Annotated in this window: 14 protein-coding genes; 11 read left to right on the forward strand and 3 right to left on the reverse strand. The window is 68.3% G+C overall.

Annotation, left to right across the window (positions count from 1 at the left end; translation table 11 throughout):
- The first annotated feature begins 78 nt into the window (after positions 1–78).
- Positions 79–807, forward strand: coding sequence for a GntR family transcriptional regulator (locus NS2_RS32215; protein WP_033091079.1), 729 nt, complete (start codon positions 79–81; stop codon positions 805–807).
- A gap of 87 nt (positions 808–894) precedes the next feature.
- On the opposite strand, the gene NS2_RS32220 is transcribed toward NS2_RS32215, so the two are convergent.
- Both NS2_RS32220 and NS2_RS32225 read right to left on the reverse strand, forming a co-directional pair.
- The gene (locus tag NS2_RS32220; RefSeq protein WP_143837609.1) at positions 895–1,332 is read right to left on the reverse strand and encodes a ricin-type beta-trefoil lectin domain protein; all 438 of its coding nucleotides are present in this window, start codon (positions 1,330–1,332) and stop codon (positions 895–897) included.
- Positions 1,333–1,540: 208 nt separating this feature from the next.
- The gene (locus NS2_RS32225; RefSeq protein WP_033091077.1) at positions 1,541–2,554 is read right to left on the reverse strand and encodes an LLM class flavin-dependent oxidoreductase; all 1,014 of its coding nucleotides are present in this window, start codon (positions 2,552–2,554) and stop codon (positions 1,541–1,543) included.
- A 127-nt stretch (positions 2,555–2,681) separates the two neighbouring features.
- Here NS2_RS32225 and map point away from each other — a divergent pair, with 127 nt between their 5' ends.
- The 4 genes from map to NS2_RS32245 all read left to right on the forward strand — a co-directional run bounded on the left by map (position 2,682) and on the right by NS2_RS32245 (position 6,000).
- Complete coding sequence (gene map, locus NS2_RS32230; protein ID WP_033091076.1) at positions 2,682–3,545, forward strand: type I methionyl aminopeptidase; 864 nt, start codon at positions 2,682–2,684, stop codon at positions 3,543–3,545.
- Complete coding sequence (locus NS2_RS32235; RefSeq protein ID WP_033091075.1) at positions 3,542–3,832, forward strand: hypothetical protein; 291 nt, start codon at positions 3,542–3,544, stop codon at positions 3,830–3,832. Before map ends, NS2_RS32235 begins: the two co-directional genes overlap by 4 nt.
- Complete coding sequence (locus NS2_RS32240) at positions 3,829–5,370, forward strand: cobyric acid synthase (RefSeq protein WP_033091074.1); 1,542 nt, start codon at positions 3,829–3,831, stop codon at positions 5,368–5,370. The genes NS2_RS32235 and NS2_RS32240 overlap by 4 nt, the downstream gene beginning before the upstream one ends.
- A 66-nt stretch (positions 5,371–5,436) precedes the next feature.
- Positions 5,437–6,000, forward strand: a complete 564-nt coding sequence (locus NS2_RS32245) for an alpha/beta fold hydrolase (RefSeq protein ID WP_033091080.1) — start codon at positions 5,437–5,439, stop codon at positions 5,998–6,000.
- Here the strand turns inward: NS2_RS32245 and NS2_RS32250 are convergent.
- Complete coding sequence (locus NS2_RS32250; RefSeq protein ID WP_045439911.1) at positions 5,980–6,930, reverse strand: alpha/beta hydrolase; 951 nt, start codon at positions 6,928–6,930, stop codon at positions 5,980–5,982. The two genes, NS2_RS32245 and NS2_RS32250, sit on opposite strands and share 21 nt — an antisense overlap.
- Before the next feature lie 284 nt (positions 6,931–7,214).
- Between NS2_RS32250 and mqo the strand changes: the two genes are divergently transcribed.
- The 6 genes from mqo (at position 7,215) to NS2_RS32280 (ending at position 13,908) form a co-directional block, all read left to right on the forward strand.
- Positions 7,215–8,738 carry a malate dehydrogenase (quinone) gene (gene mqo, locus NS2_RS32255; RefSeq protein ID WP_147207390.1) on the forward strand — a complete coding sequence of 508 codons (1,524 nt, stop codon included), beginning with the start codon at positions 7,215–7,217 and terminating at the stop codon, positions 8,736–8,738.
- Positions 8,739–8,756: 18 nt separating this feature from the next.
- On the forward strand, positions 8,757–9,206 hold the full coding sequence (locus NS2_RS32260) for a GNAT family N-acetyltransferase (RefSeq protein WP_033091071.1): 450 nt from the start codon (positions 8,757–8,759) through the stop codon (positions 9,204–9,206).
- Positions 9,207–9,340: 134 nt separating this feature from the next.
- Complete coding sequence (locus NS2_RS32265) at positions 9,341–11,470, forward strand: magnesium chelatase subunit D family protein (RefSeq protein ID WP_238588483.1); 2,130 nt, start codon at positions 9,341–9,343, stop codon at positions 11,468–11,470.
- 86 nt (positions 11,471–11,556) lie between these two features.
- Entirely contained in the window at positions 11,557–12,177 is a 621-nt protein-coding gene (gene cobO, locus NS2_RS32270; RefSeq protein ID WP_033091069.1) for a cob(I)yrinic acid a,c-diamide adenosyltransferase, read from the forward strand.
- The gene (locus NS2_RS32275; RefSeq protein WP_370737329.1) at positions 12,174–13,556 is read left to right on the forward strand and encodes a cobyrinic acid a,c-diamide synthase CobB; all 1,383 of its coding nucleotides are present in this window, start codon (positions 12,174–12,176) and stop codon (positions 13,554–13,556) included. Before cobO ends, NS2_RS32275 begins: the two co-directional genes overlap by 4 nt.
- Complete coding sequence (locus tag NS2_RS32280; protein WP_071811719.1) at positions 13,543–13,908, forward strand: cobalamin biosynthesis protein; 366 nt, start codon at positions 13,543–13,545, stop codon at positions 13,906–13,908. The genes NS2_RS32275 and NS2_RS32280 overlap by 14 nt, the downstream gene beginning before the upstream one ends.
- Positions 13,909–13,938 lie beyond the last annotated feature (30 nt).

The following is a 13,938-nucleotide window of genomic DNA, read 5'->3' on the forward strand; positions in this document are numbered from 1 at the left end:
GTACTAGACCTAGGAGTGTTACGTGTGGAAACGCTGGGTTAATAATTGGTATAGACCAATCCTGTGTACGCTGGGGCCATGGACACGAGGGAGGCCACCGGGGTGGAGAGCCGCCTGCCGAAGTCGTATCGGGTGCGCGCGGAACTGGAGACGCTGCTCGCCGAACTCTCCGAGGGCGACCCGCTGCCGTCGGAACGCGAACTGGCCCTGCGCTGCGGCGTGGCCCGCGAGACGGTGCGGCAGGCGGTGCGGGAACTGCTGGTGGAGGGCCGGATTCGCCGCCAGGGTCGCGGCACCGTGGTCTCGCGCCCGAAGATGGTGCAGCCCTTGACCTTGCGCTCCTACACCGAGGGCGCGATCAAGTTCGGCCGCAAGCCGGGCCGTCTGCTCGTGGACTGGCCCGATGTCCCGGCGGACGCGGATCTGGCCCGCGATCTCGCGGTCGAGCCCGGCACCATGGTCATGCACCTCGAGCGCATCCTGCTCGCCGACGGGGAGCGCATCGGACTCGAGAGCACGTGGATGCCGTTGGACCGCTTCGCCGTACTGCGCGAGTTCTACAACCCGGAGACCTCGCTCTACGCCGCCACCCGCGGTATGGGCGTGGTGTACGCGGTGGCCACCGAGCGCATCGAAACCGTGCTCGCCTCACCGCGCGAGGCGGCACTGCTGGAATGCACGACCGCATTGCCGATGCTGTTGTTGCACCGGCGCAGTATCGATGGCGAGGGCAGGCCGATCGAACTCGTGCGTTCGCTCTATCGCGGCGATCGCATTGCGTTCCAGGCGAAATTGACCGATTACTGATCGGTAATCGAAAAAGGTTGTGGGCGAGGCGTATCGGCCGGTGTTGACCGGCCGATACGCGTTTCTCACGGCGTGAAGGGCCGCACCTCACTCGTGGAACTGGAAACGCCACGCCTGATAGGGGTTGTTGACGTCGAGCGGACGCAGTGCCAGCCGCGGTGGATAGATGCGGAGCAGGCTGTTATCGAGGGCGAGTTCGACGCCGTCGACCGGGCCGCCGGGCACGACGATATGGAAGGTGAACGGCTGGGACGCCTGGTAGAGCGCCCATTCGCACTGCTTGCCGGTGGCGAGGACCGGCATGTTGACCCCCAGGTCGCCTTCCGTGCCCAGGAAGCCCATGTTCTTCACATTGCGCAGGCTGACATTGCCGTTGGCGAGTTCCTCCAACGTGAATTCCTGCTCGCCGGGATTACCGGTCGGGGGCAGCAGCATGGCAATGGTGGGCAACTCGTTGTCCATCACGGTAATCAGTTGCTCGACCGGGCGACTGATGCTGTAGACGCCCGTTGGGATAGGTGCCATCGCAAACCGACTTCCGCCGCGCGCGAATTACACACGGCGCGCGGCACTTTCGATTGACATGGGGAGTGCAGCTGCGTCCCCCACCCTAGTCCCCGCGCCGTGCGAATTCCGGCAAATCGGTTGTTGATCAGCCTGAAACTGAACTGCGACAACGCAATCGGATTACGGTCCGGTTGGTATTCGAAGGCGTAGGTGGCATTCGACGGCGTCAGCGCACCTGCGGAGCCACCTTCTCGCCCAGCAATTCGATATTGCGCAAGACCTTTTCGTGCGGCAATGTGCCGACGCTGCTGTGCAGCATGAATCGATCCAGGCCGAGCGTATCGCGGGTATTCGCGATCTTCTCCGCCACGTGGTCGGGCGTGCCCACGAACAGCGAACCGCTCTGCGAGCGCAGGGCATCGAACTGCTGCCGGGTCATCGGACCCCAGCCCCGCTCGCGCCCGATGCCGGACATGGCCCGCGCGTAGGAGGCGTAGAAGTCCTCCACCGCTGCCTTGTCGGTCTCGGCGACATAGCCGTGCGCGTGCACCGCCACCGGCTGTGGCTCGTGCCCGCCCTGCTCGAGCGCCCGGTGGTACAGCTCCACCAGCGGCTTGAACCGCGCGGGCTGTCCGCCGATGATCGCGATGGCCAGCGGCAGGCCCAGAAGTCCGGCGCGGACCACCGATTCGGGGCTGCCGCCCACCGCGATCCACACCGGCAGCGGCCGGTGCTCGGTACGCGGATAGACGATGGCGTCCGTCAACGGCGCGCGGAACTTGCCGGACCAGGTGACCGGTCCCTCCTCGCGGATCTTCAGCAGCAGCGCCAGCTTCTCCTCGAACAGCTCGTCGTAGTCGGCGAGGTCGTAACCGAACAGCGGGAAGGATTCGATGAACGATCCGCGCCCGGCCATCAGCTCGGCGCGCCCGTTCGAGAGCCCGTCCAGGGTCGAGAAGTCCTGGAACACCCGTACCGGATCGTCGGAGCTGAGCACGGTCACCGCGCTGGTGAGCTGAATCCGCTCGGTCCGCGAGGCGATGGGCGCCAGCACCATGGCGGGGGAGGAGGCCGCGAAATCCTCGCGGTGATGCTCGCCCACGCCGTACACGTCCAGCCCGGCGCGCTCGGTGGCCACCGCTTCCTCGACCACCTGCCGCAGTCGCTCACCCGCGCTCGGCACCGGCCCGTCGCCGCCCACCGGATGTGTTTCCGCGAATGTCGTGAGCCCAAGTTCCACGGCCGCAGCCCCTCTCGAGTCTTGTTTCCAAGTCAACTAGGAACTTAAACGGACCGCAGTCCGGAAAGATTCCCGGGCGGGGGGACCTGGGAATCTCACCATCCGGACCGGCAGATACCCTGGACCCATGTCTGTGCGGACCCGCAAGCCTCTCGTACCCGGTACGCAGTCGCCCATCCGTGAGGTGCCCAAGGGCATCGAACGCCCCGAATACGTCTGGAAGAAGACCGCCAACGAGGGACACGAGCCCTGGGTGCAGACGGCCGAGACCATCGAGAAGATGCGGATCGCCGGCAAGATCGCCGCGCAGGCGCTGGAGGAGGCGGGCAAGGCCGTCGCTCCGGGCGTCACCACCGACGAGTTGGACCGGATCGCGCACGAGTACATGTGCGATCACGGCGCGTACCCGTCGACGCTGGGCTACAAGGGTTTTCCGAAGTCCTGCTGCACCTCGCTGAACGAGGTCATCTGCCACGGCATTCCGGACTCGACGGTCATCGAGGACGGCGACATCGTGAACATCGACGTGACCGCCTACATCGACGGCGTGCACGGCGACACCAACAAGACCTTCCTCGCCGGTGACGTGGACGAAGAGGTGCGGCTGCTGGTCGAGCGCACCGAGGAAGCCACCATGCGGGCGATCAAGGCGGTCAAGCCCGGCCGCGCGCTCAATGTGATCGGCCGCGTGATCGAGGCCTACGCCAACCGCTTCGGCTACGGCGTGGTCCGCGACTTCACCGGCCACGGCGTCGGCCCGACCTTCCACTCCGGCCTGGTCATCCTGCACTACGACCAGCCCGCCGTGGAGTCGGTCATCGAGCCCGGCATGACCTTCACCATCGAACCCATGATCAACCTGGGCGGCATCGACTACGAGATCTGGGACGACGGCTGGACCGTGGTCACCAAGGACCGCAAGTGGACCGCCCAATTCGAACACACTCTCGTCGTCACCGACGAAGGCGCAGAAATCCTGACTCTCCCGTGAACATCGCAATGCCCCAGCGGGGCACCCGAACCCGTGCCGTCGGCTCCCGCGGCCCCCGCCGCCGCACCACGCGCGTCCTCCCGCCCAACCCCCGCGACGAGGGCCTGGGCGTCATGCGCGCCACCATGCGCCGCCATGTCGAACTGGCAGCGGGCCGCCAGCCCGAACCAGACGAAAGCCTCCCCGCGACCGACGACGCCCACGCCAACGCGGGCCGCGACGCCTACACCAGCAGCGGCCGCGACCACTACGTCTACCGCCCCCGAGCGGAGTACAGCGCGCGGTGAAAGGCGCGCTGCTCGTCGCCGGGACCACCTCGGACGCGGGGAAAAGCGTTGTCGTAGCAGGACTCTGCCGATTGCTGGCGCGGCGCGGGGTGCGCGTCGCGCCGTTCAAGGCGCAGAACATGTCCAACAACTCCGTGGTGACGCTCGATGGCGGGGAGATCGGGCGGGCGCAGGCTTTGCAGGCTCGGGCCTGTGGGCTGGAGCCGAGTGTGCGGTTCAATCCGGTGTTGTTGAAGCCGGGCAGTGATCGGCGGTCGCAGCTTGTGGTGCGGGGCAAGGCGATCGACAGCGTGGGGGCCAAGGATTACTTCCGGCATCGGACGGAGTTGCGGGCCATTGTGGCCGAGGAGTTGGCCTCGCTGCGGGACGAATTCGATGTGGTGATCTGTGAGGGGGCCGGGTCGCCCGCCGAGATCAATTTGCGGGCAACGGATCTGGCGAACATGGGGCTGGCTCGGGCGGCGGAGCTGCCGGTGGTGCTGGTGGGGGACATCGATCGCGGGGGTGTGCTGGCGCATCTTTTCGGGACCGTGGCGATTCTGGAACCCGAAGACCAGCAACTGATTTCCGGGTTCATCGTCAACAAGTTCCGGGGCGATGTGGATCTGCTGCGGCCGGGGGTGGATCAGCTCACGGAGCTCACCGGGCGACCCACGCTGGGGGTCATCCCGTTCGCGGACGAGCTCTGGATCGATGCCGAGGACTCGCTCGGCACCGTGGCGGACGCGCCGGTCGGGCGTCCGGCCCCGCCGCTGGGCGGGCAGTGGCTGACCGTCGCCGCCATCCGGCTGCCGCGCATCTCCAACTCCACCGATGTGGAGTCCCTCGCGTGCGAGCCGGGCGTCGCCGTGCGCTGGGTGAGCGACCCGTCACGGCTGGCCGGGGCCGACCTGGTGGTCGTGCCGGGCAGCAAATCCACCGTCGGCGACCTGGACTGGCTGCGCCGCACCGGAATCGCGGACGCCCTCACCGCCCGGGCGGCCGCGGGCGGGCCGATCCTCGGTATCTGCGGCGGCTATCAGATGCTGGCCCGCACCATCGTCGACCCCGTCGAATCGGCCGCGGGCACCGTTCCCGGCCTGGGCCTGCTGGATCTGGAGATCGAGTTCGCCGATCCGAAGGTGCTGCGCCGCTCCGGCGGCCGTGTCCAGGATCATGCGCTGCGTGCGAGTAATGACGATCTCCCCGTGCACGGCTATGAGATCCACCACGGCCGCGTCACCCACTCCGGCGACCGGCCCTGGTTCGAACTGAACGGCGTACCGGAAGGCAGTGTGCGCGAATCGATCTGGGGCACGCACCTGCATGGTGCGTTGGAATCGGACGAGTTTCGGCGCGCCTGGCTGCGTCAGGTGGCCGAGCGGGCGGGGTGGTCGGATTTCGTTGTCGCCGAGGATGTCTCGGTCGCCGAGGTGCGCGCGTCCCAGCTGGATCTGCTGGCCGACCTGCTGGAGAAGCATCTCGACCTCGACGCGCTGGAACGCCTCATCACCGGGGGACCATTGTCGAATGTCCCAAATCTCACCGTCATCAAGTGACTCAGATCACAGCAATCCGCCCGACTCGCGGTCGGCCCCTCCGCGGCTCCTGTAGCGTGAATGACCATGGAATCTCGGCGGATCACGGTCGGTGACCGCGAGTGGGCGGTGCGAATCGGCGGACCCGAAACACGGCACCACGTCCTGCTGCTACCCGATGCGGGCGACCCGGCCGACGTTTACGACCAGGTCTGCGCCCGGCTGCAGACCTCGGACCTGCACACCATCGCGATCGAATCGATCGAGGGCCTCGACGCCACCGCGGTTTTCGCCATTCTCGACCAGCTGAAGGTCCCGTGGGCCAACCTGGTCGGCAGCGGCGCGGGCGCGGATCTGGCCTGGCAGCTGGCCGCGCGCGGCTTCGGCCGCTTCATGAGCCTGATCGCGGCGGGCGGCGGACACCCGGCCGCCCCCGGTACCGACGGCGAGATCCGCGACGCCTCCTGCCCGCCGGTGGAGATCCCCACCACCCTGCTGGCCACCAAGCGCCTGCCGCGCCCGGTGGCCGAGGGTTCCAGCCGGTTCGTCTACGGCGAATTCCGGCTGGTCCCCATGGATGTCACCGATGTGGCCTCCGAAGCGGGCCACGAACTGGCCACCGAAGTGGTGCTACGCACCAGCTTCTGGTGACTTCGCCTGGGTCGTAGCCAGCCACTCCAGCCAGGAATCGAGTTCGGCGAACGCCGCGGTGCGCGGCGTCTCCGCCGACAGGAACACATCGTGGCGCGCACCCTCGATCGGCACGATATTGGTCCGGTCGCCCAGGCAGCCCGACCAGCGCTGGATCTGCTTGACGTCGAGCACCAGATCGGCCAGATCCGCGGCGGGCCCGTACTGCCGCATGAACTTGGTGATCTTGGACCGCAGGATCAGCGCGGGCACCCCGATGTCGAGGCCCTTGTGCAGCCGGGCGTGCCCGCGCCGGATGGCTCGCAGCCAGCCCGCGTGAACCGTGTAGCCGCTCAACGGTTTCCAATCCAGGTTGTAATCCCACTCGCCGGAGACGCTGCGGTGCAGGCTGTCCCCGTACGCGGTGGACACCCCCAGCGGGATCTTGGCGAAGGCCCGCAACCGGCCCAGCCCCTCCAGGATCGGCGTCCCCACCGACCGGTAGTAGCTCGGGCCCTGCAGATCGAACCAGGGGCTGTTGAGTACCAGGCCCGTAATCCCTTGCGCACCAGCGCCTCCCGCGGCCTGCAGCCGGTTGAGCCATAGCGCTGTCACCAGCCCGCCGGTCGAGTGCGCCATGACCAGCACCGGCAGCCCGGTCTCCGCGCGCAGGATCTTCAGCGCGCGGTTCAGCTCCACGTCGTAGAGCGCCAGGTCGCTCACGAAGTGCGGGGTCTGTCCGGCCCGCTGCGAGCGCCCGCATTTGCGCAGGTCCAGCGCATAGAAGGCGTACCCCTGGGCGGCCAGGTGCTGGGCCAGGTGTTCCTGGAAGAAGTAATCGGTGAATCCGTGCACGTACAGCACGGCCCGGGTGGCGACCGGGGCGTCGGCCGGGGTGTAGCGGACCAGCGTGGCGACCACGTCGCCCTCGCCGTCCGGATCTGGTCCCATCGGAATCGTCAGCTGCTGGTAATCGTCGCCCAGCACGTCGGGCTGCCAGGTCTCGGTCGGCCCGGTGGTAGTGGACGTAGGCGCGGCGGTGGATGACGTATCGGAGGTCACAAGCCCAAGATAGACCGCGCCACAAGGCTGTCCATTTGGGAGGGATCTCTCACATTCGGGGATTTCGAAGCGGGATTCGGGAATGGTCAGGGGCAGAATTGAGCTCAAGTGAACGACGGGTAACCTAACTTCCACCTGGTGACCCACAATTGACAAGGAAGTCGACGAACGCCGTGTCGAACGCTGCCACGATTGAAAAGACCGATGTAGTACTCATCGGCGCCGGCATCATGAGTGCCACCCTCGGTGCCTTGCTCCGACAGGTGCAGCCGGACTGGTCGATCAATGTCTTCGAGCGCCTGGACGAGGCCGCCGGGGAGAGCAGCGATCCCTGGAACAACGCCGGTACCGGCCACTCGGCCCTGTGCGAGCTCAACTACACCCCGCGCAACGCCAATGGCGAGGTGGAGATCACCAAGGCCATCGACATCAACGAGCGGTTCCAGGTCTCGCGGCAGTTCTGGTCCTACGCGGTCGAGAACGGTGTGTTCGCCAACCCGTCGAACTTCATCAACCCCATCCCGCACGTGAGCTTCACCCACGGTGCGGACGGCGTCGAATACCTGCGCAAGCGCCACGCGGCGCTGTCGCGGCATCCGCTGTTCGAGGGCATGGAATTCATCGACGACGCAGCCGAATTCAGTGAGCGGCTACCGCTGATGGCCAAGGGTCGCGACTTCTCCGACCCGGTCGGCCTGAACTGGACCGATTCCGGCACCGATATCGACTTCGGCGCGCTCACCAAGGAACTGCTGGCCTACCTGGGCTCCTCCGGCGCGGACATCGCCTTCGGCCACGAGGTGCTCAACCTGAGCAAGCAGTCCGACGGCTCCTGGCTGGTCAAGGTCCGCAACCTGCGCAGCCGCAAGGCGCGCGTGATCAACGCCAAGTTCGTGTTCGTGGGCGCAGGCGGCGGCGCGCTGCCGCTGCTGCAGAAGTCGGGCATCAAGGAGATCAACGGCTTCGGCGGCTTCCCGGTGTCGGGCCTGTTCCTGCGCGCCACCAACCCGAACCTGGTCACCCAGCACGAGGCCAAGGTGTACGGCCAGGCGTCGGTCGGCGCGCCGCCGATGTCGGTGCCGCACTTGGACACTCGCGTCATCAACGGTGAGAAGGGCCTGCTGTTCGGCCCCTACGCCGGCTGGACGCCGAAGTTCCTCAAGGACGGCAAGCTGACCGACCTGATCAAGTCGGTGAAGCCGAACAACCTGTTCTCCATGCTGGGCGTCGGCGTCACCGAGATGGGCCTGGTCAACTACCTGGTCGGTGAGCTGCTCAACTCGCAGGCCGATCGGGTCGGCGCGATGGGCGAGTTCATTCCGCGCGCCGACGGCCGCGACTGGGAGCTGATCGTCGCCGGTCAGCGCGTGCAGGTCATCCGCCGCAAGGGCGTGGGCGGCGTGCTGGAGCTGGGCACCGCGGTCGTCGCGGCCGAGGACGGCACCATCGCCGGTCTGCTCGGCGCGTCCCCGGGCGCGTCCACCTGCGTGAGCGCCATGGTCGACGTGATGAAGAAGTGCTTCCCGCGCGAATTCTCCACGTGGGAGCCGAAACTCAAGGAAATGGTGCCGTCGCTGGGGGTCCAGCTCTCGGAGAACCAGGCCCTGTTCCGCGAGGTGTGGGACTGGTCCAACAAGGCCCTGCAACTGGATTCGGACAACACGCCCAAGCACTCCGGTATCGCTTCTCACGCCTAGATGTGATAGCAAGACGCGATGATGTCAACGGTTGCTCTCAAACGGTCGTGGTCCCAAGACCTGGACACCGCGACGCTGTACAAGCTGTTGAAACTTCGCGTCGAAGTCTTCGTTGTCGAGCAGAAATGCGCCTACCCCGAACTCGATGGGTTCGACCTCCTGCCGGAGACCCGTCACTTCTGGCTCGACGATGAGGGCGAGGTCATCTGCACCCTGCGCCTCATGGAAGAGCACGAGGACGGCGTCAAGTCCTTCCGTATCGGCCGCCTCTGCACCGCCCCCGAGGCCCGCGGCCACGGTTACACGACCCGTCTGCTGCAGGCCGCATTGGCCGAGGCGGGTTCGGCCACGGTCCGCTTGAACGCGCAGACCTACCTGGTCGACATGTACACCAAGCACGGCTTCAAGGTCGACGGCGAGGAGTACATCGAGGACGGCATCCCGCACATCCCGATGCGCCGCGGCTGACCCCGACTCCATACCCGCTCCGAGCGCCCGTCGTGTGATCCATGGCGGGCGCTCGGCGTTTCCGGCGCGGCCCGGCGGTTTCGTCGAAAGGGGCGGGCGGGGGCGGGAAGAGGGGCGCGCATAGAGTTGGGGACGTGTCCGTTTCTCCTGTGGCTTACTCCGAAAGCGTCCGTACGGCCGGTGCTGAGGCCGGGTTTCCGTTCTCCGCGGTGGTGGGGCAGGAGCGGCTGCAGCTGGCGTTGATCCTGTGCGCGGTGCATCCCGGCATCGGCGGGGTGCTGGTGCGCGGGGAGAAGGGGACCGCGAAATCGACCGTGGTGCGCGCGCTGGCGCAGCTGCTGCCGCCGGTCGTGGACGAGTCCGGGGCGCGGCCCGCGCGATTGGTGGAGCTGCCGGTCGGTGCCACCGAGGACCGGGTGGTCGGGTCGCTGGATCTGGAACGCGTGCTGCGCGACGGGGAGCAGGCGTTCAAGCCCGGTCTGCTGGCGGCCGCCCATCACGGCGTGCTGTACGTGGACGAAGTGAACCTGCTGCACGATCACCTGGTGGATGTGCTGCTGGATGCCGCCGCCATGGGGCGGGTGCACATCGAGCGCGACGGCGTCTCGCATACGCATCCGGCGCGATTCGTGTTGGTGGGCACCATGAATCCCGAGGAGGGCGAGCTGCGGCCGCAGCTGCTCGACCGGTTCGGGCTGACCGTGGACGTGGTCGCCTCTCGCGAGGTCGACGTTCGCATGGCGGTGGTCCGCCGCCGCCTGGACTACGAGGCCGATCCGGCCGCCTTCGCCGCCGCCTATGCCCCCGCGGATCGTGAAGTGGCCGAGCGCATTCTGACCGCGCGCGACCGGCTGGCCGACATCACCCTCGACAATGTCGAGCTGCGCCGCATCGCCGCCCTGTGCGCGGCCTTCGACGTCGACGGCATGCGCGCCGACCTGGTGGTGGCGCGCACCGCCACCGCGCACGCCGCCTGGCGTGGGTCGGCCACCGTGACCGAGGCCGACGTCCGCGTGGCCGCCGAACTGGCACTGCCGCACCGCCGTCGACGAGATCCCTTCGACGAACCCGGAATCAGCGAGGAACAACTCGACGAAGCCATGGACAAGGCCGCCGAGGAAGCCGCCCGCGCCGGGGAGGACGACAGCCTGGGAAAAGGTGAAGCGGTCCCGCCGAATGACGGTGCGGGACCGCAGGATCCGGCGAACGGTTCGGCCGAGAATCCCGGCCCGAGTCCGGACGACACCAATTCACCTGCCGCCGGACCGGATTCGCGCGACAGTGCCCCGGACTCCCGGCCGGATGGCCCCGACCTTCCCGACGGCCCGGACGGTGGCCCCGATCATCCCGGCGGCCCGGATTCCCCAGGGGGCGGCCAGAATCCGCCCAACGGGGCGCAGGACAACTCCGGGCGGAACCTTTCCGGCGATCGTCCCGCTCGCGAGGGGCGTGTCGCCGCCCCGACCGCGAGTCTGCCCAAGCCCCCGCGCTGGGAGGTCCCCGGCGTCGGCGAGGGCGCACCCGGCCGCCGTTCCCGCGCCCGCACCCGCCAGGGCCGCGTCGTGCGCCCGACCGATGACACCTCCACCGGCCTGCACCTGCTGGCCACCATCTTCGCCGCGGCCCCCCACCAGTACGAGCGCGGCCGCCTGACGGGCCCGCTGTCCTTCGCCCCCGCCGACCTGCGCGGCGCGTATCGCGAAGGCCGCGAAGGCAACCTGGTCGTCTTCGTGGTCGACACCTCCGGCTCCATGGCCGTCCGAGACCGCCTCTCCGCCGTCACCAATGCCGTCGTGGCCCTGCTGCGCGACGCCTATCAACGCCGCGACAAGGTCGCCGTCATCACCATGCGCGGCGCGGACGCGGAACTGGTCCTCCCCCCGACCTCCTCGGTCGACATCGCCGTCCGTCGCCTGGCAGACCTGCGCACCGGCGGCAAAACCCCACTCGCCCAGGGCCTCCTGAAGGCTCGCGACCTCCTCCGCCGCGAACGAGTCCGCGACCCCCACCGCCGCCCCCTCCTGGTCCTCCTCACCGACGGCCGCGCCACCGGCGGCCCCGATCCGGTCCTCCGCGCCCGCGCCGCCGCCCGCCTCCTCGCCAATGACAAGATCACCGCCATGGTCGTCGACTGCGAACGCGGCATGATCCGCCTGGGCCTGGCCCGGGACATAGCCGCCGAACTCCGCGCCGGCTACCTCCAATTGACCGACCTCACCGGCGATTCCGTCGCGGGCATCGTCCGAGCCACCCGAGCGGCCTGATCGCTGTCCGGGCCGGGAGTCGGCGCGTCACATGCGTATGGCACCGTGAGTCACCGGACAGGTTGGCGTGGAAGGAGCTGGAGACTATGCCCAAGGGTGTGCCGCTGCCGGAGAGCATTCCGGATGACGGGCTGACGACGCGGCAGCGTCGGAATCTGCCCGTGCTGGCGGTGCACACGGGGCCGGGGAAGGGGAAGTCGACCGCGGCGTTCGGGATGGCGTTGCGGGCGTGGAACCAGGGGTTCGATGTGGCGGTGTTCCAGTTCGTGAAGAGCGCCAAATGGAAGGTGGGGGAGGAGGCGGCGTTCCGGACGCTCGGGAAGCTGCACGAGGAGACCGGCGTCGGGGGCGCGGTCGAGTGGCACAAGATGGGCGAGGGCTGGTCCTGGACCCGCAAGCAGGGGAGCGACGAGGACCACGCGGCCGCCGCGCTGGCGGGTTGGCAGGAGATCAAACGGCGCTTGGAAACCGAGGAGCACCGGTTCTACGTGCTCGACGAGTTCACCTACCCGCTCAAGTGGGGGTGGGTCGATGTGGACGAGGTCGTCGAGACCTTGCGGAACCGGCCCGGCAACCAGCACGTGGTGATCACCGGCCGCGACGCCCCGCAGGCGCTGATCGACGCGGCGGACCTGGTCACGGAGATGACCAAGGTGAAGCACCCGATGGACGCGGGCCGCAAGGGCCAGCGCGGCATCGAGTGGTGAGCACACCCGCGGTGGTCATCGCCGCGCCCGCCTCGGGCAGCGGGAAGACCACGGTGGCCACGGGATTGATCGGGGCACTGCGGCGGGCCGGGCACCGGGTCGCGCCGTTCAAGGTGGGACCGGACTACATCGACCCCGGCTACCACGGGCTGGCCGCCGGGCGACCCGGGCGAAACCTGGACCCGGTGCTGGTCGGTGCCGAACGGGTGGCGCCGCTGTACCTGCACGGCAGCGCGGGCTGCGATCTCGCGGTGGTCGAGGGCGTCATGGGCTTGTTCGACGGCCGCATCGACGAACACAACACCGAACCCATCGCCGAGGGCTCGACCGCCCAGATAGCCGCCATGCTGGGCGCACCCGTGATCCTGGTGGTCGACGCCCGCGGCCACAGCCAGAGCCTGGCGGCGCTGCTGCACGGCTTCGCGACCTACGACAGCGGAATCCGGCTCGGCGGAGTGATTCTCAACCGCGTCGGCAGCGAACGGCACGAGCAGGTGCTGCGCGCGGCCTGCGCGCGCGTCGGCCTGCCGGTGCTGGGGGCACTGCCCCGGATGACCGAATTGGCGGTCCCCTCACGGCATCTGGGCCTGATTCCGGCTGTCGAGCACGGATCCGCCGCCCAGGCCGCCGTGGACGCGATGACGGATCTCGTTGCGGCACATATCGATCTCGCCGCCGTCGCGGCACTGGCCGCCTCGGGTGTGCAGGGTCGGAGCTGGGATCCCGCCGCCGAGGTCACCGCCGACGAGTCCGGCCCGGTGGTGGCGATCGCCGGTGGACCGGCCTTCACCTTCGGCTACGCCGAACACCGCGAGCTGTTGACGGCTGCCGGTGCCCAAGTGCGCGTCTTCGACCCGCTGCGTGACGAATTGCCCACCGGTACAGCCGGATTGGTGATCCCCGGCGGCTTCCCGGAGGAACACGCGGCCGAACTAGCCGCCAACACCACCCTGCTCACCTCGATCGCCGACCTGGCCCGGCGCGGCCTCCCCGTCCACGCCGAATGCGCGGGCCTGCTCTACCTGACCCGCACCCTCGACGGCCACCGCATGTCCGGCGTCATCGACGCCGAAGCCGAATTCGGCCCCCGCCTCACCCTCGGCTACCGAGACGCCGTGGCCCTCACCGATTCCCCCCTCTGGACCGCCGGTGAACGAGTCCGAGGCCACGAATTCCACCGCACCCGCCTCACCACCCAGCCCTCCGCCGCACCGGCCTGGGCCTGGCGCTCCCCGTCCGGCGAAACCGTCCGAGAAGGCGTGACCCCGCACCGAGTGCACGCCTCCTACCTCCACACCCACCCTGCTGGGAACCCCGCCGCCATCGCCCGATTCGTCTCCACCGCAGCCGATTTCGCCCGCACCCATGCCCCCGCCTGAACTAGCGGTAGGCGTCGGCCTCCGCCCCGGCGCAACCGCCGCCGAGATCGTCGCAGCCGTCCGGGGAGCGGTTGGCGATGCACCGATCGCCCGCCTGGCCACCGTGGACCAACGAGCATCCGAACCCGGATTCCGCAGGGCCGCAGAGCAGTTGGGTGCCGAACCGGTCGGATTCCCTGCCGAGAAACTGAATGGAACCCCGGTCCCGAACCCCTCGAAGCGTGTCGCAAGCGCAATCGGGACCGCCAGCGTCGCCGAGGCCGCCGCGATATCAGCAAGCGGCGGAGGGGAATTGATTATCTCGAAGCGGATAGTTTCCGGCCTGGTAATAGCAGCCGCCGCACTCAAGTAAATTGCTCAATCTGAAAAGCCTAGTGATACT

It is taken from the genome of Nocardia seriolae NBRC 15557 (assembly GCF_007990715.1).
Classification (GTDB): domain Bacteria; phylum Actinomycetota; class Actinomycetes; order Mycobacteriales; family Mycobacteriaceae; genus Nocardia; species Nocardia seriolae.